This is a genomic window from Nocardioidaceae bacterium, from assembly GCA_018672315.1.
Taxonomy (GTDB): domain Bacteria; phylum Actinomycetota; class Actinomycetes; order Propionibacteriales; family Nocardioidaceae; genus TYQ2.
The window spans coordinates 290,566-310,082 of record CP076053.1 but is presented as its reverse complement, the minus strand read 5'-3'; the positions used below and the strand labels follow the sequence as shown (position 1 = coordinate 310,082).

Below are 19,517 nucleotides of genomic sequence, written 5' to 3'. Positions count from 1 at the left end.
CCCGACGGGCCCTCACCAGCCCTGTCCAGCAAACCGAGCAGCACCACCGAAGGAGCGCCCCCGTGGCCCAGATGTTCTACGACGACGACGCCGACCTCTCCCTGATCCAGGGCCGCAACGTGGCGGTGCTCGGCTACGGCAGCCAGGGGCACGCCCACGCGCTGAGCCTGCGCGACTCCGGGGTCGACGTACGCATCGGACTGCCTGAGGGCTCCAAGAGCCGCGAGAAGGCCGAGGCCGAGGGCCTGCGGGTGCTCACGCCGGCCGAGGCGGTCGAGGAGTCCGACCTCATCATGATCCTGGCGCCGGACCAGGTGCAGCGGAAGCTCTACGAGGAGTCGGTCAAGCCGCACCTCGTCGAGGGCGACGCGCTCTTCTTCGGCCACGGCTTCAACATCCGCTTCGGCTTCATCGAGGCGCCCGAGGGCGTCGACGTGTGCATGGTCGCCCCCAAGGGGCCGGGTCACCTCGTGCGCCGCGAGTACGTCGACGGCCGCGGCGTGCCCGTGCTCGTCGCCGTCGAGGAGGACGCCTCGGGCAACGCCTGGGACCTCGCGCTGTCGTACGCGAAGGCCATCGGCGGCCTGCGCGCCGGCGGCATCAAGACCACCTTCCCCGAGGAGACCGAGACCGACCTCTTCGGTGAGCAGGCCGTGCTGTGCGGCGGCGCCTCGCAGCTGGTGATGTACGGCTTCGAGACCCTCATCGAAGCCGGCTACCAGCCGGAGATCGCCTACTTCGAGTGCCTCCACGAGCTCAAGCTGATCGTCGACCTGATGTACGAGGGCGGCATCGCCAAGCAGCGCTGGAGCGTCTCGGACACCGCCGAGTACGGCGACTACGTCTCCGGCCCCCGCGTCATCGACCCCTCGGTCAAGGACAACATGGCCAAGGTGCTCGAGGACGTGCGCAACGGCAACTTCGCCAAGCGCTTCATGGACGACCAGGAGAACGGCGCGAAGGAGTTCATGGAGCTCCGCAAGAAGGGCGAGGACCACCCGATCGAGGAGACCGGTCGTGAGCTGCGCAAGCTCATGAGCTGGGTCAAGAGCCACGACTCGGACTACGTCGAGGGCAGCTCCGCGCGCAACTGATCCGCGCCTGATCCGCGCCTGATCCACAGCCGATGAGCTCGACGCCCGCTCCGCCGCCCGGCGGGGCGGGCGTCGTGCTCCCGGCGCGAGGAAGGGAGGGGCCGTGAGCGGTCCGCGCTACCCGCACGGGCACGACCCGTCCGTGCTGGCCTCGCACAGCAACCGCACGGTGGAGAACTCCGCGGCGTACCTCGTGCCGTTCCTTCGCCCCGGGCTCGACGTGCTCGACCTGGGCTCGGGTCCGGGCACCATCACCGCCGACCTGGCCCGGCGTACGGCCCCCGGGCACCTGATCGGGGTCGAGATGGGGGAGGAGTCCGCGGCGCTGACCCGCGCCGAGCTCGTACGTCAGGGTCTGGACGCCGACCGGTGGGACGTGCTCGTCGGCGACGGCGCCCGCCTCGACCTGGTCGGACCCGTGGGCCTGGCCGACGACTCGTTCGACGTGGCCCACGCGCACCAGGTGCTGCAGTACGTCGCCGACCCGCCCGCCGTGCTGGCCGAGCTGGCGCGTGTCGTACGCGCCGGCGGCGTGGTCGCGGTGCGCGACACTGACTACGGCGCCTGGACCTGGAGCCCGGACCTGCCGGAGCTGGATGAGTGGCGAGCGCTCTACCAGCGGGTCGCGCGCGCCGACGGTGGGGAGCCCGACGCGGGACGCCGGCTCCTCGGTTGGGCGCACGCCGCCGGGCTGGCAGCGTCGTCGACGCTGACCTGGAGCACCTGGTTGTACGCCGACCAGCCCTCCCGGGCCTGGTGGGGCGGGGTGTGGGAGCGGCGCATCCTCGAGTCGGGACTCGCCGCCAGGGCTCTCGAGGAAGGATGGGCCACCCGGGAGGACCTGCACCGCATCTCGGCGGGCTGGGCCCGGTGGGCGCGTACGCCCGCGGCGATGATGACCGTGCCGCACGGCGAGCTGATCATCCGGCTGTGACCGGTCGGGGAGTGGGGTAGGACGGCATCCGTGACCGCGCCCTCAGAACCCCTGACCCTCGTCGTGCCCTCCGACCGCGCCGCCGACCGGCTCGCGGAGCACGGCGGCGACCTGGCCGCGTGGCAGGTGGTGGTGTGGGACGGGGAGGGCGAGACACCGTCGGGTGCGGCGCAGGCGCAGGTGCTGCTGGGCGCGTACATGGGCGACCCGTGGCCCGCGGACTCGATGCAGCGGCTGCCGGACCTGCAGGCGGTGCAGCTGCTCTCCGCCGGCTTCGCCGGCTGGGACGATGCGCTGCCCGAGGGGGTCGCCCTGTGCAACGGACGCGGGGTGCACTCCGCCTCGACGGCCGAGCTGGCCGTGCTCGGCGTGCTGGGCTGGCGCCGTGAGCTGCTGCGGTTCCTCGAGCAGCAGGCGATGGAGCGGTGGGAGGACCAGCCGCGCACCGGCGACCTGGACGGGCTGCCCGTGCTGGTCCTGGGCGCCGGCGACATCGCCGGCTACGTCAAGGCGGGCCTGGAGGTTTTCGGCGCCGAGGTCACGATGGTGGGGCGTACGCAACGCGACGGCGTCGTGACCGTCGAGGAGGTCGATGCGCTGCTGCCGACCACCATGGCCGTCGTCGTGGCGTGGCCGCTGAACGAGCAGACCGAGATGTTCCTCGACGGCCGTCGCCTGGACCTGCTGCCCGACGGGGCCGCCGTGGTCAACGTCGCACGCGGTGCGCACGTCGACACCGAGGCGCTGCTCGGCCACCTGGAGAGCGAGCGCCTGCACGCGTTCCTCGACGTGACCGATCCCGAGCCGCTGCCCGAGGGGCACCCGCTGTGGGACGCACCGAACCTCACCCTCACCCCGCACGTCGGCGGGGGGACCCAGGGGTGGGAGCGACGCGGCTTCGGGCTGCTGGGGGACCAGCTCCGCGCGTACGCCTCGGGCGGCGTCGACGCCCTCACCAACCGCGTCCGCTGAGAGGGCACAAAATCACGCCCAGAGGGCAGGGCATCACGGCGAGAGGGCACAAAATGACGACCTCCACCGTCATTTTGTGCCCTCTCGGCGGCTAGGGCTTGGGCAGGGTCTGCTTGCCGCCGTGCAGCGCGGTGAGGATGCCGATCAGCTGCTGGTCGTTGGCCTTGCTGCGGCGGAACGAGGTCAGCGGGATCACCGACGGGAACCGCTCGCGAGCGATCGCCTTGGCGTAGGTGAACTCCTTCAGACCGTCCTCCCCGTGGATGCGGCCGAAGCCCGAGTCGCCCACCCCGCCGAACGGCAGCGACGGGATCGCCGCGAACGCGATCACCGAGTTCACCGCGGTCATGCCCGAGCGGATGCGCGAGGCGATCTCCATGCCCCGCTTCTTGGAGAAGACCGTCGAGGCGAGGCCGTAGCGGGTGTCGTTCGCGTACGCCACCGCCTCGTCCATGTCGCGCACCTTCGTGATGGTGATGGTCGGCCCGAAGGTCTCCTCCTGGATCGCCTCGGAGTCCTCCGGCACGTCCACGAGCACGGTCGGCTGCACGTAACGGTCGCCGACGGCCTCGGGTCCGCCCAGCAGGGCACGACCGCCCCTGGCGATCGCATCCTCGATGTGGCTCCTGATGACCTTCAGCTGCGAGGGCATCGTGATCGGGCCGATCTTCGACTCCGGGTGGTCCGAGGCGTCGAGCGCCCGGGCCTTGTCCATCACGGCGGCGACGAAGGCGTCGTAGACGCGCTCGTGCACGTACGCCCGCTCCACCCCGATGCAGGTCTGACCGGCGTTCGCCGCCGCCCCCCAGATCGCGGCGTCGGCGGCGGCCTCGACGTCGGCGTCCTCGTCGACGAGGATCGGGTCCTTGCCGCCGGCCTCGATGAGCACCGGGGTCAGGTGCTCCGCCGCGGCGGCCATGATCTTCTTGCCCGTCGCGGTCGACCCGGTGAAGGCGATCTTGTCGATGCCCGCGGAGCTGCTCAGGGCCGCCCCGGTCTCACCGAGCCCCGTCACGACCTGGAAGACGGGCTCCCCGACGACCTCCTGGAAGGTCCTGGCGAGCCAGACCCCGACGCCCGGGGTGTACTCCGAGGGCTTGAAGACGACGGCGTTGCCGGCCGCCAGCGCGTACACGATCGAGCCCATGGGCGTGAAGACCGGGTAGTTCCACGGCCCGATGACGCCGATGACCCCGAGAGGCTTGTACTCCACCGTCGCCGCGTAGTTCGCGGTCACGATGCCGGGCATCTTCTGGCGCCGCTTCATGATCTTCTCGGCGTGCGTGGCCGCCCAGTTCAGGTGGTCCACGGCCAGGGCGGCCTCGAGCGTGGCGTCGGAGTGCGGCTTGCCGGTCTCGCGGTGGACGACGTCGGCGAGCTGCGCCACGCGGCGCACGATCACCGACTTCCAGGTCTGCAGGTAGTCCTTGCGCTCGTCGAAGGACAGCCCCGCCCACCAGACCGAGGCCTCGCGTGCGGTGGCGACCGCGTGCTCGACGTCATGGGCGGTGTGCACGGGGTAGACGCCCACGACGTCGCCGTTGCGCGGGTCGAGCGAGTCGAAGGTCTCGACGTCGGGGGCGTCGAAGCCCTGGTCGAGCCCCACCGGGGGCGCCTGGACCTCGTCTCCGGTCGCGGGGATGGCGGTCTCGGTCATGCCTGGCTCCTGTCTGCGGCCCTGTCGGCCTTGATGAGGTCGGCGGCCTTCTCGGCGACCATGATCGTCGGGGCGTTCGTGTTGCCGCGCGGCACCTCGGGCATCACCGAGGCGTCCACGACACGGAGGCCGGCGACGCCGCGTACGCGCAGCCTCGCGTCGACCACGGCGTCCTCGCCGTCACCCATCGCGCACGTCGCGACCGGGTGGTAGAGCGTCTGCGTGTGCTTGCGCACGTGGGTCTCGAGGTCGGCGTCCGACGGGTCGGCGGGCAGCTCCCACGGGCTCGTCAGGTACTCGGCGACCGGACCGGAGGAGCAGATGTCCCAGACCGTGCGGCAGGCCGAGACCATGGCGTCGAGGTCGCGGGAGTCGTCGAAGTAGCCGGCGTCGATCGCCGGGTACCAGCTCGGGTCGGCCGAGCGCAGACGCACCGACCCGCGGCTCTCGACGTGCACCAGCGTGGGGGCTGCGGTGAACATGCGGGAGGTGGGCTCGTGCATGCCGTTGTCGAAGAACCCGGACGCGGCCACGTGCACCTGCATGTCAGGAGCGGGGAGCCCGTCGCGGGTGTGGAAGAACATGCCGCCCTCGCCGACGTTGGAGGACAGCGGACCGGTGCCGCGCACCTTCCAGCGCAGGAGGTTGAGCACGGTGGAGAACTGCGCGAGGTCGCTCGTGCCGCGCGTGTGCCAGATCATCGGGGTCGCCGGGTGGTCCTGCAGGTTGGACCCGACGCCGGGGGAGTCCATGACCACGAGGATGCCGTGCTCGGCGAGGTGGGAGGCGGGCCCGATGCCCGAGAGCATCAGCAGCTGCGGGGAGTTGATGGCGCCGCCGCACAGCAGCACCTCGCGGGTCGCCGTCGCGGTCCTCTCCTCGCTGCCCACGCGGTAGGCCACCCCGCTCGCGCGCAGACCGTCGGTGAGCACCTTCGTCGCCAGGGCGTGCGTGGCGATCGTCAGGTTCGGGCGCTCGCGCACCGGGTCGAGATATCCCTTCGCCGTCGACCAGCGCACGCCGTTCTTCGTCGTGGTCTGGTAGAGCCCCGCGCCCTCCTGGGTCTCGCCGTTGAAGTCGTCGGTGGGCTTGTGGCCGGCGGCCACGGCCGACTCGACGAAGGCGTGGGTCAGGTCGTGGGTGTACGTACGGTCCTCGACGTGCAGCGGCCCGTCCGTGCCGTGGTACGGGTCGCCCAGACGCGTGTTGCCCTCGGACTTCTTGAAGTACGGCAGACAGTCGTCGTACCCCCACCCCTCGGCACCGTAGGTGTCGCGCCAGGTGTCCTGGTCATGGCGGTTGCCGCGGATGTAGATCATGGCGTTCATCGAGCTGCAGCCGCCGAGCGCCTTCATCCTCGGCCAGTACGCCCGGCGGCCCTCGAGCTGCTTCTGCTCGGTGGTCTCGTAGTTCCAGTCCCACTTCGTCTTGAACAGCTGCGGGAACGCGGCGGGGATGTCGATCTCGTCGCCCTCGGCCTCCCCGCCGGCCTCGAGCAGGAGGACCGAGACGTCGGCGTCCTCGGTCAGGCGGTTCGCGAGCACGGCACCGGCGCTGCCGGCCCCCACGATCACGTAGTCGTACGTCGGGTCGGGCACGGGCGCTCCCTCGGGGTGGTGCGGCGGGTGTCGGCGGTCACGTCCAACCTACTCACTGTGTGAGGGAGACGACACCCCTGAGTCACCCCTGCATCACACCCTGGGTCACCCCCGACTCACCCCTTCCCGGGGTCCCGGTCGGGCGACGGCAGACTGGGCCGGTGACCGACGACCCGCGGGCGACACCGTCCCGACCTGCTGCCGGCGGCGGGCGGCTGACGCAGCGTACGACGCAGCTGGTGGTCGGGCTCGTCCTCTACGGCGTCTCGCTCGGTCTCATGGTGCGCAGCGGCCTCGGCACCGCACCGTGGGACGTGCTGCACGTCGGTGTCGCAGGCCTGGTGCCGCTGAGCATCGGGACCGTCGTCGTCATCACGAGCGTGCTCGTGCTGCTCGCGTGGTGGCCGCTGCGGGAGCGACCCGGGCCCGGCACGGTCGCGAACGCTGTGCTCGTCGGTGTCTTCGTCGACGTGACGCTGGTGGTGCTCCCCGAGATCGAGTCGCTCGGCGTACGCATCGTGCTGCTCGTCGCCGGGGTGCTCGGCAACGGGCTCGCCACCGGGATGTACATCGGGGCCGGATTCGGTCGCGGACCCCGCGACGGCCTCATGACGGGCCTGAACCGGGTCACCGGCCTCAGCCTCCGGCTCGTCCGCACCGGGTTGGAGGTGTCCGTCGTCGTGGCGGGGGTGCTGCTCGGCGGTCCGTTGGGCGTGGGCACCGTGGCGTACGCGCTGCTCATCGGGCCTCTGTCCCAGCTGACCATCCCGTGGTTCGACCACCGTCGGGCACGCCCCGCCGGGTCCGCCAGGGCGTCCAGGGCGGTGCAGACGCAGCAGGGCGCCCGTCGCTCGCGCGACGGACGCCCTGGGAGCAGCTGAGCCGGACAGGTCAGCTGATGAAGCCCTCTTCGCGGAGGAAGTCCTCGGCGATGACGGCCGGGTCGTCACCGCTGACGCTGATGCGCTCGTTCATGGCGGTCATCTTCTCGGTCGTGATCACCTCGGAGATCGGGTTCAGCACCTCGAGGATGCCCGGCGTCTGCTGGTTGGTCTCCTGCATGACGATCGGGGCGACGTTGTAGATCGGGAAGAAGTTCTGGTCGTCCTCGAGCACGGTCAGGTCCAGGGCGGCGATGCGGCCGTCGGTGGTGAACACCTCGCCGAAGTTGCAGTTGTTGCCGTTGGCCACCTGGTCGTAGATGACGCCGATGCCGTAGCTCTCGACCTGGTTGCCCGGGATGTCGATCTCATAGGTGTCGAGGAAGCCCGGGAGACCGTCGGGACGGCCCTGGAACTCGCTCTCCACACAGAGGGTGACCTGGCCCTTGTCGCTCTCGGACAGCTCGCCCATGTCGCTGTAGTTCTGCACCCCGGTCTGCTGCGCGAACTCGGAGTTGGTGGCGAAGGCGTAGGTGTTGTTCATCGGCGCCGGGGTGCCCCAGACGACGTCGTTCTCGGCGAGGTCCTGCTCCGCGACGGCCTCGTACTGCTCCTGGGAGTCGGCGATCGGCTCGTCGTTGCCGAGGTAGTTGATCCAGCCGGTGCCGGTGTAGTCCCAGTAGACGTCGAAGTCACCACCGAGCAGCGCGTTGCGGGTGGCGGTGGAGCCGGTGATGTCGGTGCGGTCCTCGACCTCGGCACCCGCGGCCTTGAGGGCGAGCAGGGCGATCTGGCCGAGCACGAGCTGCTCGTCGAACTCCTTGGAGCCGACGGCGACGGTCTGGCCCTCGAGGGCGCTGGCGTCGATGGAGCCGGCCTCGACGTCGGCGACGTCGGTGCTGTTGCCGCCCACGCCGCAGGCGGAGAGGCTGAGCGCGGCGGTCGCGGCGAGCGTGCCGAGAAGTGTCGTTCGCTTGGTCATGGGATTACCTCTTCGTGTGTCGTGTACGTGAGTCGTATCGGTCGCTGTGGTCAGGTCGCGGGGTCGGGTCGCGGGGTCGGGTCAGGCGATGCCGCGCGGGGTGATCAGACGCTGCGCGACGCCGGCGAGCCAGTCGATGCTGAGCGCCAGCAGCGCGATCAGGGCTGCGCAGGCGTAGATGACGACCTCTCGCTGGGTCTTCAGGCCGGTGAAGAGCGGCTCGCCCAGGCCACCGAAGCCGAGGTACTGACCGAAGGGCACGGTCGCGACCGCGAGCACCAGCGCGGTCCTCGCGCCGGCCGCGATGACCGGGACGGCCAGGACGAGCTCGACCCGGCGGAGCACCTCGCCGCCGCTCATGCCCATGCCGCGGGCGGCGTCCTTCACACCGGCGTCGACCTGCTCGATGCCGACGATGGTGTTGCGCAGCACCGGCAGCACGGCGTACGCGGTGAGCGCCAGCACCACGGCCCAGAAGCCCACGAAGGCCGCGGCGATGAGCGCGAGCAGACCGATGCTGGGGATCGCCTGGCCACCGTTCGCGAGACCGAGCACCCCCGGAGCCGTCCACTTGAACCGCGGGCGGGTCACCAGGATGCCGAGGGACACCGCGATGACCAGCACGATCCCCGCGATGACGAACGAGATCAGGATGTGGTCGAGCGCGCGGGCGCCGATGTTGCGGAAGGAGTTCTCCTCGATCTGGTCGAGGTCGGCCGTGTTGATGTAGATGAAGATCGCCGCCGTCGCAGCCACGACGAAGACCGGCGTCACCAGGTCGCGGATGCCGAACCGCGGCGCGAGGCCGCTGGTGTCCGCGGTGGGAGCCGCGGCCTGGGTCTCGGCCTCCGACTCGCTCGTGCGGCGGTCGGTGCTGTCGGTCGCGCTCACGACCCGCTCCCGGCCGGGTCGGCGGCCGTCGTGTCGGTCGTACGCCCTCCTGCGCGCTCCTGGAGCTCGCGGATCTCGCCCTTGATCATGTCGAGCGTGATGATGCCGACGACGTCGCGGCCCCTGGTCACCGACAGCTCGTCGACGCCGTAGCCCATCATCGAGTCCAGCGCGTCGTGCAGGGTGCGCTCGATGTCGATGCGGGGGAGGTCGGTGCCGGAGCCGGGGCGGCGCAGGTCCTGGTCCTCGAGCTGCTGCAGGTTGAGCTGCTTGAGCTTGGCACCGCGGCCGACGAAGCCTGCGACGAACTCGTCGGCGGGTGCGGCGAGGACGGCGGCCGGGGTGTCGTACTGCGCGATGCGCGACCCCTCCCGCAGGACGGCGATCTTGTCGCCCATCTTCACGGCCTCGTCGAAGTCGTGCGTCACGAAGACGATCGTCTTGCGCAGCTGCTTCTGGAGGTTGAGGAACTCGTCCTGCAGCTTCACGCGGGTGATCGGGTCCACCGCACCGAAGGGCTCGTCCATCAGCATGATCGGCGGGTCGGCAGCCAGGGCGCGGGCCACACCCACGCGCTGCTGCTGACCGCCGGAGAGCTGACGGGGGTAGCGGTCGGCGTAGCGCCCGGGCTCCAGCCCGACGAGGTTCAGCAGCTCCTCGACGCGGCTGGAGGTCTCCTTCTTGTCCCAACCCAGCAGCCCGGGGACGAGCGCGACGTTCTGCGAGATCGTCATGTGGGGGAACAGGCCGATCTGCTGGATGACGTAGCCGATGCGGCGGCGCAGCTCGGTCGCCTTCAGCTTCAGCACGTCGTCGTCGCCGATCAGGATCGTGCCCGAGGTCGGCTCGATGAGCCGGTTGATCATGCGCATCGTCGTGGTCTTGCCGCAGCCCGAGGGGCCGACGAGGCAGACGATGTCACCGGCCTCGATCTCCATGTCGATCTTGTCGACCGCCGGCTCGGTGGTGTTGGGGTAGACCTTGCTGACCTCGCGCAGCGAGATCGGCCGCCCTCCCTGGTTGGCGTTGCTGTTCTCAGACACGGAGTCCCCTCGGAGTCGTGAAGCGTCGGGCGAGCACGAAGAAGAGGTCGGCGACGACGGCGAGCACCGCCGTGAAGATCGTGCCGACGAGTGCGCTGTTGAGCGCGTTGAAGCTGCCCAGGTTGTCGAGCCCGTCGAAGACGAAGCCCCCCAGGCCGATGTTGGAGTTCACCAGGGCCGCGATGGCGGTCAGGCTGATCGTCAGGATCGCCGCGACGCGGATGCCGGTGAGGATGACGGGCCAGGCGATCGGCAGCTCGACCCGCAGCAGGATGGCGGTGCGGCTCATGCCCTGCCCGCGGGCGGCGTCGATGATCTTCTCGTCGACACCCTGCAGGCCGACCAGGGTGTTGCGCACCATCGGGATGAGCGCGTACACGACCAGCGGCACGAAGACGGTGAGCACCGAGAGGCCCGTCAGCGGCTGCATGATGGCGAAGAACGCGACGGAGGGCACGGTGAAGGCCACCACGGTGGTGTTGAGCAGCGAGTTGGACGCGAGCGCGCTGCGGTAGGTCAGCACGGACAGCACGACCGCCAGCAGGGCCGAGACGGCGAGCACCTGCACCGCCAGCAGCAGGTGCTCGATCGAGTCGGAGATGATGCGCGAGCTCTGCGCCTGCAGATACTCGAGAAATGGCGCGCCTTGCACGGTCCCCACGTCCTCTCGTCTGACCTGCGGCATTCGCTGCCGCTCCGGCTCGGGCCGGTGTCACGGTCGGGCGCAGGAAAGCTGGAGGTCACGCCCGTGGTCGCCTCAAGATAGACACATCGACCGGAGGAGTCCTACGTCAAGAACCCGGCGCGGCGGCTTCGTGACCTAAGCGAGACCTTGCGTGGAGACGTTTACTGCGGCGTGTACTCGTCGACACGCCGACTCAGGGCGCTCTGCGCGGCGCGCGCGCCGTCACCAGCTGGGTGAAGCCCTCCACCCGCCGGTGCACGTCTCCCGCACCGGCGGCCCGGACGAGGTCGACGACCTCCTGGTGGCCGAAACCGCGGATGCCGGACAGCTCACGGTTGACACGAGCCAGGGCGCGCACGGGCCCTCCGAGCACCCCCTCGTCGTGCACGTGGCTCGTCATCACCGCGAGCCTCCCGCCCGGCCGCAGGACGCGTACGGCCTCGGTCAGGACCGCCGCCGGGTCGTCGACGAGGTAGAGCGCGGCGAAGCAGGCGACGGCGTCCACGCTGGCGTCCGGGAGCGGGATGCGCGCGGCGTCGGCCTTCAGGAAGGTGCAGGCCTCGCCGGCCTGCTCCTCGACCGCCCGCGCGAGCATGGCGTCGGAGGCGTCGAGGCCGATGGCCAGTCCGCCGGGCGCCACGGCGTCGGCGAAGACCCCGGTGAAGTTGCCGGGCCCGCAGCACAGGTCGAGCACCGTGTCGCCGGGGGACAGGGTCAACAGGCGTACGGCCCGTCGCCGCTCCTCCTCCGCGGAGGGGGACCTGCCGATGCCGGCCACGCGGAAGAGTGCGGGCCGCACCACCCGGTAGGCGGTCGCGTACGCCCGGGACCTCATCAGCGACTGACCGCGGGTGGAGACGTCGGGAGCGGTGCCCGCGTCGTACCAGCCGCGCTCGTCGGGACGTGGTCGCCGGCACCGGTCCTGGTCGAGGAGTGCGAGGAGCCGGTCGCGCGCCGCCTGGTCGCGGGCGCTCATCGACGGCTCGCGATCACGACGGCGGCGTCCTCGGTGACCAGCACCTGGGACGCGACGAAGTCGGGGTGAGTGAGCCAGGCCTGGCGCAGCGTGTCGACGCGACCGTCGACCAGCGGTGGCCAGGTGGTCGTGGCGACGAAGTCGTCGACCACGACGACACCGCCCGGTTCGACGAGCTCGGCCAACGTGGCCGGGTTGGAGGCCTCCGCGAGCGAGGAGTCGCAGAACAGCAGGGAGAACGGGCCCCGCTCCACCAGTGACTGCCAGTCCGCGGCGAGCACCTCCACCTGCGGGTCCCCGGCGAAGACTCCGGCGGCGGTGTCGGCCAGCCGCGCGTCGAGCTCCGCGGTGACGAGATGGGCTCCCGGGGCCAGGCCCGAACGCAGCCACGCGGCGCCGACCCCCGTGCCGGTGCCGATCTCGGCGAGGGTCCCCTGCCGGCTCGCGGCCAGCGAGGCCAGCAGGCGTCCGGTCTCGTTGCGGCAGAACGACACGAACCCGCTGCGCCGGGAGAGGTCGAAGGCGCGCTGCACGATCGCCGGCAGGTCGTGGGGGCCGCTCACCCGGTCAGTCTAGGTGTCCCACCAGCTGGGATCCGGCGTCCGCCACTCGGACAGCGACGTCCTATCCTCGAGGTCATGCCCGACGCCACAGCCTCCCAGCCCGCCGCCGCCCACACCGGCCCCCTCCGTCTCGCCCACGTGCCCGGTGACGGCATCGGCCCGGAGGTCACCGCGGAGGCGCTGAAGGTGCTGCGTCAGGTGCTGCCGGGCGACGTGATGCTCGAGCAGACCGACTACGACCTGGGCGCGGAGCGCTACCTGCGCACCGGCGAGGTGCTGCCCGACTCCGTGCTGGCCGAGATCCGTCAGCACGACGCGATCCTCCTCGGTGCCGTCGGCGGCAAGCCCGGCGACCCGAACCTCCCACCCGGCATCCTCGAGCGCGGGCTGCTGCTGCGGCTGCGCTTCGAGCTCGACCACTACGTCAACCTGCGGCCCTCGCGCATCTTCCCAGGAGCCACCTCACCGCTGGCCGACCCCGGCGACATCGACTTCGTCGTCGTCCGCGAGGGCACCGAGGGTCCGTACGTCGGCAACGGCGGCGCGATCCGCGCCGGCACGCCGGCCGAGCTGGCGACCGAGGTCTCCATCAACACCGCCTTCGGCGTCGAGCGCGTCGTCCGCGACGCCTTCCGTCGCGCGCAGAAGCGCCGCGGCCGACTGACCCTCGTGCACAAGACGAACGTGCTGGTGCACGCCGGTGCGGTGTGGACGCGTCTGGTCCGCGAGGTCGGCGAGGAGTTCCCCGACGTCGAGGTCGACTACCTGCACGTCGACGCCACGATGATCTTCCTGGCCACCGACCCGGCACGGTTCGACGTCATCGTGACCGACAACCTCTTCGGCGACATCGTCACCGACCTCGCCGCCGCGGTCACCGGGGGCATCGGTCTCGCCGCGTCCGGCAACGTGAACCCCGACCGCACCGCGCCCAGCATGTTCGAGCCCGTCCACGGGTCCGCCCCCGACATCGCCGGGCAGGCCAAGGCCGACCCGACGGCGGCGATCCTCTCGGCGTCCCTGCTGTGCGAGCACCTGGGTCTCGACGAGGCCGCCCGCCGCATCGACGACGCTGTCGTGGCCGAGCTCGCGGACCGAGCGCCGGGCACGACGCTGCGTACGCCGGAGGTCGGCGACGCCGTCGCCGCGCGCCTGTCCTGAGGCGCCGCTCGCGCGGTAGGTTCCGGGCATGAGCGGCCCGCACCTCGACCTCCAGCCCCACCCCTCGCCGACCTCTGAGGAACGGGTCGCCGAGATCCTCGCCGCGCCCGGCTTCGGCACGAACTTCACCGACCACATGCTCACGCTCGAGTGGACCCCCGACCAGGGGTGGCACGCGGGGCGCATCACGGCGTACGGACCCCTCAGCCTCGACCCCGCCACCGCGGTGCTGCACTACGCCCAGGAGATCTTCGAGGGCATGAAGGCCTACCGTCACGAGGACGGGTCGGTCTGGATGTTCCGCGCCGAGGAGAACGCCCGGCGCATGGTCAGCTCCTCGGCGCGGCTGGCCCTTCCCGAGCTGCCGGTGGCCGACTTCGTGCATTGCGTGCGCGAGCTCGTGCGGGTCGACCAGCGCTGGGTGCCCGACGCCGCGGGGGAGAAGAGCCTCTACCTGCGTCCGTTCATGTTCGCCTCCGAGGCGTTCCTCGGCGTCCGCCCCTCCCAGCACGTCACCTTCATGGTGATCGCCTCGCCGGCGGGGGCGTACTTCGCGAAAGGGCTGCGCCCCGTCTCGATCTGGCTCACCGAGGAGTACACGCGGGCCGGCCGCGGGGGCATGGGCGCGGCGAAGACCGGCGGCAACTACGCCAGCTCGCTCGTGGCCCAGCAGGAGGCCGTCGCGCACGAGTGCGACCAGGTCGTGTTCCTCGACGCCGCCGAGGGGCGGTACGTCGAGGAGCTCGGCGGCATGAACATGTACTTCGTGCACGACGACGGGTCGATCGTCACCCCCGAGACCGGCACGATCCTCGAAGGCATCACGCGCTCGGCGATCATCGAGCTCGCCCGGGCGCGCGGCCACGAGGTCGTCGAACGGCGCATCTCGATCGACGAGTGGCGCGAGGGCGTCGCCTCGGGCCGCATCACCGAGGTCTTCGCCTGCGGCACGGCCGCGGTCGTCACGCCCGTCGGGACCCTGCGCTGGGACGGTGGCGAGGTCGGCACCGGTGAGGAGATCGGCCCGGTCACCACCGCGATCCGGCAGGCGCTGGTCGACGTGCAGTACGGCCGCGCGGAGGACCCCTTCGGCTGGATGACGCAGGTCTGCTGACCGCGCGCCAGGCTCGGGCGCGCCACGGGCTGGCGTACCGTCGCTGACCATGAGCGTGAGCGTCGACGACCGTCCCGGCGCGGGTTCCGGGCCCCGGCGTACGCACGTCGGCCCCTGGCGCCTGCAGTCCTGCATCGGCGAGGGCGGCATGGGAGTGGTGCACCTGGCCTCGGCCGCGGACGGCCGCCGGGTGGCCTTGAAGGTGCTGCGTCCCCACGTGGTCTCCGACACCGAGTCCCGCGAGCGGCTGGCCCGTGAGGTGGCGCTGCTCGGCCGGGTCGACTCCCCCCGGGTGGCGGCCGTGCTCGACGCCGACCCGTGGCACGAGGTGCCCTGGGTCGCCACCCGCTACGTGCCGGGCTGGAGCCTCCACGAGCACGTCCGTGCCGAGGGGCCGCTGACCGGCCGGGACCTGCGCTGGTTCGCCCGCTGCCTCGCGGAGGCGCTGAGCGTCGTGCACGCCGCCGGCGTCGTGCACCGCGACGTGAAGCCCGCCAACGTGCTGATGGAGGGCCGCTCGCCCGTCCTCATCGACTTCGGTCTCGCCCGGCTCGCCGACGACAGCCGGCTGACCCAGGCGGGCTTCCTGATGGGCACCCCGGGATACCTCGCACCCGAGGTGCTCACCGGGGACGAGGCGACACCCGCCGCCGACGTGCACGCCTTCGGCGCGTGCCTGGCGTACGCCGCGACGGGACGCGCGCCCTTCGGGTCCGGCCCCGCGGTCGCGGTGATGGACCGCGTACGCCGCGCCGAGCACGACCTCTCCGAGGTCGACCCCGGGCTGCGTCCGATGGTGCAGGCGTGCCTGGACCCCGACCCCGCCCGTCGGCCGAGCGCACAGACGCTGTTCACGGCGCTCGCGGCGATCCCCGACACCGACGCGGCGGCGTACGCCCCGGTGCGGGCCCCGCAGCAGGCCACGGCGGCCTCGACGCGCCCGGTGCCCGAGCCCGACCCGACGATGCCGCTCGTGGTGGGCGCGGCCGCCGTCCGCTCCGGACGCCTCACCTCGCTGCTGCGCGGTCCGGCGACGGCGCTGACCCGCCGGCTCGGTGACGCCGCACCCACGCGGCGGGAGACGGTCGTCGCTCCCGCCGCGCCTCCGCTGACGCGCAGGCTGCCCGTCGAGCCCCGTCCCGAGCAGGCCCCCGTGGCCCCTGCGGCTCCCTCGACCCCCAGAGACCGCGCGGGCGCGTACGCCCCGGGGCCCTCGCCGGCTCCCGGGCGCCGGAGCGAGGACCCGGGCGCCCTGGTCGGGTCCCTGCGGGTCGGCCTCCTCGCGGTGGCGGTGACGGCCTTCCTCGCCGCACCGTGGGTCGCACTGGGTGTCGTGCTCGTCGCGGCGCACGCGCTCCGCACGTGGTCGTGGACGTCCCAGGCCCGTCGGGAGAAGGTCTGGCGACGCGGTCGCAGCCGCTGGTACGACGGCCCCGCCGCCCTGCTCGTCTCGCCCTGGTTCGCGCTCGTCGCCCTCGGCGGCACCGCCGTGCTCGGGGTGTGGGTGGCGGCCGTGGTCGCCGTCGTCGGGACCGGTGCGGTCGTGCTCGGGGCGCCGGTGCAGGGAGGGCTGGTCCTCGCGGGCGCGGCGCTCGCGGTGGCCGTCACCCGCGGGCCGGGCGCGCGTCGCGTACGCCACCCCCTGGACCGCGCCGTCCGCCAGGTGGCGCGCTCCCGCGCGACGGCGCTGACGGTCGTCTGCGTGCTCGCTCTGGCGACCGCGCTGCTCGCCTTCGGCGCGGCGCCGGGGCCGGACTGGGCCCCCTTCGGGTCGCCGCGGGCGTGGGTGCGGTGAGATGCGCGACGGCCCGGGGCGCAGGCGCGTGGCACACTGAGCACGTGCCTCTCGCGAGCATCCTGATTCGCTAGCGCGTCGCGCTCCCGCCGGAGCCCGACGCGCCGACCTCTCGTCCGCTGACGGGAGGTCTTTTTCGTTCCCGTCCACCCGACCCCGCACCGATGGCAGACCGTGATGACTGAGACCCGTACTCCCGCGACCGCCGCCGCGTCCCTGGACCCGGAGCTGTTCCACGTCTACGACACGACCCTGCGCGACGGCGCCCAGCAGGAGGGCCTCTCGCTCTCCGTCGCCGACAAGCTGTCCGTGGCCCGGTCGCTGGACGACCTGGGCGTGGGGTTCATCGAGGGCGGGTGGCCCGGTGCGAACCCCAAGGACACCGCCTTCTTCGCCGCGGCGCGCGAGCAGCTCGACCTGCGGCACGCGACGCTCGCCGCCTTCGGGGCCACCCGTCGCGCCGGGGTCGCAGCCGCCGACGACCCGCTCGTCGCCGCGCTGCGCGACTCCGGGGCGAAGGTCGTCACCCTGGTCGCGAAGTCCCACGACCGCCACGTCGAGCTCGCGCTCCGCACGACGCTGGAGGAGAACCTCGCGATGATCCGCGACACGGTCTCGCACCTGCGCGGCGAGGGCCAGCGGGTCTTCCTCGACGCGGAGCACTTCTTCGACGGCTACCGCGACAACCGCGACTACGCGATCGAGGTGCTGCGTACGGCCTTCGAGGCCGGCGCAGAGGTCGCGGCCCTGTGCGACACCAACGGCGGCATGCTGCCCAGCTGGGTCGGCGACGTCGTGGACGACGTGGTCGGGGCGGTGGAGGGCAGCGGGGGTCGCATCGGCATCCACTGCCACAACGACACCGGCTGCGCCGTGGCGAACACCCTGTCGGCCGTCGACGCCGGTGCGACCCACGTGCAGGGCACGATCAACGGGTACGGCGAGCGCACCGGCAACGCCGACCTCGTCTCGGTCGTGGCGAACCTCGAGCTCAAGCTCGACAAGCAGGTGCTGCCACCCGGGCTGCTGGCCGACGCCACCCGCATCGCCCACGCGGTCGCCGAGGTCACCAACGTGCCGCCCGCCTCGCGACAGCCGTACGTCGGCACCTCGGCCTTCGCCCACAAGGCGGGGTTGCACGCCTCGGCGATCAAGGTCGACCCGAACCTCTACCAGCACATGGACCCCGCCGGCGTCGGCAACGACATGAGGTTGCTCGTCTCGGACATGGCGGGCCGCGCCTCGATCGAGCTGAAGGGACGCGAGCTCGGCTTCGACCTGTCGGCCGACAAGGAGCTGGTCACCGCCATCACCGAGCGGGTCAAGGGGATGGAGTCCCGCGGCTACACCTTCGAGGCGGCGGACGCCTCCTTCGAGCTGCTCCTGGAGGAGATGGTCACCGGGGAGCGGCCGAGCTTCTTCGACGTCGAGTCCTGGCGCGTGATCACCGAGACGATGCCCGCCTCCACGGCGGTCTCGGAGGCCACCGTGAAGCTGACGGCCTCGGGGGAGCGGTTCGTGGTCACCGGCGAGGGCAACGGCCCGGTGAACGCGCTCGACCAGGCGCTCCGCGGCGCGATCCGAGGGGCGCACCCGGCGGTGTCCCGCTTCGAGCTGATCGACTACAAGGTGCGCATCCTCGACCAGGGCCACGGCACCGACGCGATCACCCGGGTGCTCATCGAGACCTCCGACGGGGAGTCCTCGTGGGTGACCGTGGGCGTGGGCCCGAACCTGGTCGAGGCCTCGTGGGAGGCGCTCGTGGACGGGTTCACCTTCGGGTTGCGACGCGGCGGAGGTCACGCGCGGAACTGACCCTCTTGCCCCGCCGAGAGGCATGTCATGCACGCACGATGTGAAAATCCACCGCCTGTCTGCACAGGATGGGGAGATGCATCGACGACGCAGCGCCCGCAGCGACGCCCGCCACGCCGCCCCTCGGGGGGTCTCGCCCCGGCCGATGGGGCGTTCGACGAGGCGTTCGACGAGGCGTTCGACGAGGCGTACGGCGCTCCGTGTCGCCGTCACCGGAGCGCTCACCGCCGGGGTGCTCGTCGTGACCGGGGGACCGCTGCTCCCGGTGACCGCCGCGGGTCCCGGCACGGCGCCGACGTCGGTCGGATCGACGGGCGCCGTGGCCGGTCCGACCGAGGAGCTGAGGATGGTCGCGGCCGAGCGGCTCCGTCCGCGGCCCGCGCCCCGGCACGTCGAGCGCGGCACCGCCTACCGGGCGCGTACGCAGCTGCCCGCCCCGCCGCGGGTGCCCCTGGCCACGTGGGCGATCGCCGACCTGGACACCGGGGAGGTCCTCGCCGCGCACCGGCCGCGGACGCGTCGCCAGCCCGCCTCGACCATCAAGCTGCTCAGCGCCGTCACCGCCGCCGAGCGCATCGCCCCGCGGGCGCGCCACCGGGTGACGCGCAGCGAGGCGCAGCCCGCCTCGTGCGTCTGCGTCGGACTCGTGCCCGGCCGGCGCTACACCCGCGACGCGCTGATGCGGGCGACGTTGCTGGTCTCCGGCAACGACGCCGCGGAGGCCCTGGCCGGCGGTGACCCGCGGGGTCGTGCGGGCTTCCTGCGCGCGATGAACCGTGAGGCGCAGCAGCTCGGCGCCCACGACACGCGTGCGGTCAACCCCAGCGGTCTGACCGGTGAGGGCATGTCGAGCACCGCACGCGACCTGCTCGTGCTGTTGCGGGCAGCGCTCGCCGACCCGACGGTCGCGCCGATGCTCGAGCGGGACCGGGCGGCCTTCGGCCCGGTGCGCGGTCCGTCCCGTGCGATCTACCGGTCGAACCCGTACGTCGAGGCCAATCCCGGCTCCGAGGGCAAGACCGGCTACACCCGTGCGGCCGGCTTCAACCTCGTGGTCTCCACGACCGTGCGGGACGCGGACGGCACGACCCGACGCATCGGTGCCGCCGCGATGGGCGCGCCGAGCCGGGAGGCATCCGACCGTGCGGTGACGCGCCTGACGCGCTGGGTCGCTGCGCACCACGACCGGCTGGACGCCCTGGGCCGGCTGCCGCAGCCGCCCCCTGCGCGCGTGTCCTGAGCACCGACCCGGGTCGATTCGTGACCGATCGTCCCGATGTGCCCCCGACGGCGGCTGCGCTGATGCACCATGAGCGGCGTGAACCGATCGCGCTCCACGCGTCTCAGGCGCTCCAG

Annotated in this window: 17 protein-coding genes; 9 read left to right on the top strand and 8 right to left on the bottom strand. The window is 72.1% G+C overall.

Translation table 11 applies throughout. The features are described 5' to 3' along the window. Nucleotides 1-71: 71 nt before the first annotated feature. The 3 genes from ilvC to KLP28_01500 all read left to right on the top strand — a co-directional run bounded on the left by ilvC (nt 72) and on the right by KLP28_01500 (nt 3,000). Complete coding sequence (gene ilvC / locus KLP28_01510) at nt 72-1,094, top strand: ketol-acid reductoisomerase (protein ID QWC86726.1); 1,023 nt, start codon at nt 72-74, stop codon at nt 1,092-1,094. Between the two features lie 103 nt (nt 1,095-1,197). Then, nucleotides 1,198-2,028, top strand: coding sequence for a methyltransferase domain-containing protein (locus tag KLP28_01505; protein QWC85488.1), 831 nt, complete (start codon nt 1,198-1,200; stop codon nt 2,026-2,028). Between the two features lie 30 nt (nt 2,029-2,058). Beyond that, complete coding sequence (locus KLP28_01500; GenBank protein ID QWC85487.1) at nt 2,059-3,000, top strand: dihydrofolate reductase; 942 nt, start codon at nt 2,059-2,061, stop codon at nt 2,998-3,000. Between the two features lie 91 nt (nt 3,001-3,091). Here KLP28_01500 and KLP28_01495 read toward each other — a convergent pair whose 3' ends face one another. Then, nucleotides 3,092-4,657: an aldehyde dehydrogenase family protein gene (locus KLP28_01495; protein ID QWC85486.1), complete on the bottom strand. Its 1,566-nt coding sequence runs from the start codon at nt 4,655-4,657 to the stop codon at nt 3,092-3,094. Further along, entirely contained in the window at nt 4,654-6,255 is a 1,602-nt protein-coding gene (locus KLP28_01490; protein QWC85485.1) for a GMC family oxidoreductase N-terminal domain-containing protein, read from the bottom strand. The genes KLP28_01495 and KLP28_01490 overlap by 4 nt, the downstream gene beginning before the upstream one ends. Before the next feature lie 161 nt (nt 6,256-6,416). Here KLP28_01490 and KLP28_01485 point away from each other — a divergent pair, with 161 nt between their 5' ends. Then, nucleotides 6,417-7,136, top strand: coding sequence for a hypothetical protein (locus KLP28_01485; protein ID QWC85484.1), 720 nt, complete (start codon nt 6,417-6,419; stop codon nt 7,134-7,136). A gap of 10 nt (nt 7,137-7,146) precedes the next feature. Here KLP28_01485 and KLP28_01480 read toward each other — a convergent pair whose 3' ends face one another. From KLP28_01480 to KLP28_01455, 6 genes are all read right to left on the bottom strand, one after another. Beyond that, nucleotides 7,147-8,118, bottom strand: coding sequence for a glycine betaine ABC transporter substrate-binding protein (locus tag KLP28_01480; GenBank protein QWC85483.1), 972 nt, complete (start codon nt 8,116-8,118; stop codon nt 7,147-7,149). An 81-nt stretch (nt 8,119-8,199) separates the two neighbouring features. Further along, nucleotides 8,200-9,009, bottom strand: a complete 810-nt coding sequence (locus tag KLP28_01475; GenBank protein ID QWC85482.1) for an ABC transporter permease — start codon at nt 9,007-9,009, stop codon at nt 8,200-8,202. Then, nucleotides 9,006-9,947, bottom strand: coding sequence for an ABC transporter ATP-binding protein (locus KLP28_01470; GenBank protein ID QWC86725.1), 942 nt, complete (start codon nt 9,945-9,947; stop codon nt 9,006-9,008). The genes KLP28_01475 and KLP28_01470 overlap by 4 nt, the downstream gene beginning before the upstream one ends. A gap of 97 nt (nt 9,948-10,044) precedes the next feature. Continuing rightward, nucleotides 10,045-10,713 (bottom strand): ABC transporter permease, encoded by a 669-nt coding sequence (locus KLP28_01465; protein ID QWC85481.1) that lies wholly within the window; start codon nt 10,711-10,713, stop codon nt 10,045-10,047. 217 nt (nt 10,714-10,930) lie between these two features. Further along, a complete protein-coding gene (locus KLP28_01460; protein ID QWC85480.1) occupies nt 10,931-11,713 on the bottom strand; it encodes a methyltransferase domain-containing protein in 783 nt (260 codons plus the stop codon). Further along, nucleotides 11,710-12,276, bottom strand: coding sequence for a class I SAM-dependent methyltransferase (locus KLP28_01455; GenBank protein ID QWC85479.1), 567 nt, complete (start codon nt 12,274-12,276; stop codon nt 11,710-11,712). The genes KLP28_01460 and KLP28_01455 overlap by 4 nt, the downstream gene beginning before the upstream one ends. 75 nt (nt 12,277-12,351) lie before the next feature. Here KLP28_01455 and KLP28_01450 point away from each other — a divergent pair, with 75 nt between their 5' ends. From KLP28_01450 to KLP28_01430, 5 genes are all read left to right on the top strand, one after another. Continuing rightward, nucleotides 12,352-13,437 (top strand): 3-isopropylmalate dehydrogenase, encoded by a 1,086-nt coding sequence (locus KLP28_01450; GenBank protein QWC85478.1) that lies wholly within the window; start codon nt 12,352-12,354, stop codon nt 13,435-13,437. A gap of 28 nt (nt 13,438-13,465) precedes the next feature. Beyond that, entirely contained in the window at nt 13,466-14,551 is a 1,086-nt protein-coding gene (locus KLP28_01445; protein ID QWC85477.1) for a branched-chain amino acid aminotransferase, read from the top strand. A 49-nt stretch (nt 14,552-14,600) separates the two neighbouring features. After that, on the top strand, nt 14,601-16,346 hold the full coding sequence (locus KLP28_01440) for a protein kinase (GenBank protein QWC85476.1): 1,746 nt from the start codon (nt 14,601-14,603) through the stop codon (nt 16,344-16,346). Between the two features lie 177 nt (nt 16,347-16,523). After that, nucleotides 16,524-18,161, top strand: a complete 1,638-nt coding sequence (cimA, locus tag KLP28_01435) for a citramalate synthase (protein ID QWC85475.1) — start codon at nt 16,524-16,526, stop codon at nt 18,159-18,161. Nucleotides 18,162-18,237: 76 nt separating this feature from the next. Further along, nucleotides 18,238-19,401 carry a serine hydrolase gene (locus tag KLP28_01430; GenBank protein ID QWC85474.1) on the top strand — a complete coding sequence of 388 codons (1,164 nt, stop codon included), beginning with the start codon at nt 18,238-18,240 and terminating at the stop codon, nt 19,399-19,401. Nucleotides 19,402-19,517: the final 116 nt, after the last annotated feature.

Bases quoted from the DNA above. Each gene is read 5' to 3' on its own strand.
- KLP28_01480 (QWC85483.1), bottom strand. From the start codon at position 8,118: ATGACCAAGCGAACGACACTTCTCGGCACGCTCGCCGCGACCGCCGCG.
- KLP28_01495 (QWC85486.1), bottom strand. From the start codon at position 4,657: ATGACCGAGACCGCCATCCCCGCGACCGGAGACGAGGTCCAGGCGCCC.
- KLP28_01460 (QWC85480.1), bottom strand. From the start codon at position 11,713: ATGAGCGCCCGCGACCAGGCGGCGCGCGACCGGCTCCTCGCACTCCTC.
- cimA (QWC85475.1), top strand. From the start codon at position 16,524: ATGACTGAGACCCGTACTCCCGCGACCGCCGCCGCGTCCCTGGACCCG.
- KLP28_01440 (QWC85476.1), top strand. From the start codon at position 14,601: ATGAGCGTGAGCGTCGACGACCGTCCCGGCGCGGGTTCCGGGCCCCGG.
- KLP28_01445 (QWC85477.1), top strand. From the start codon at position 13,466: ATGAGCGGCCCGCACCTCGACCTCCAGCCCCACCCCTCGCCGACCTCT.
- KLP28_01470 (QWC86725.1), bottom strand. From the start codon at position 9,947: ATGGAGATCGAGGCCGGTGACATCGTCTGCCTCGTCGGCCCCTCGGGC.
- ilvC (QWC86726.1), top strand. From the start codon at position 72: ATGTTCTACGACGACGACGCCGACCTCTCCCTGATCCAGGGCCGCAAC.
- KLP28_01450 (QWC85478.1), top strand. From the start codon at position 12,352: ATGCCCGACGCCACAGCCTCCCAGCCCGCCGCCGCCCACACCGGCCCC.
- KLP28_01430 (QWC85474.1), top strand. From the start codon at position 18,238: ATGCATCGACGACGCAGCGCCCGCAGCGACGCCCGCCACGCCGCCCCT.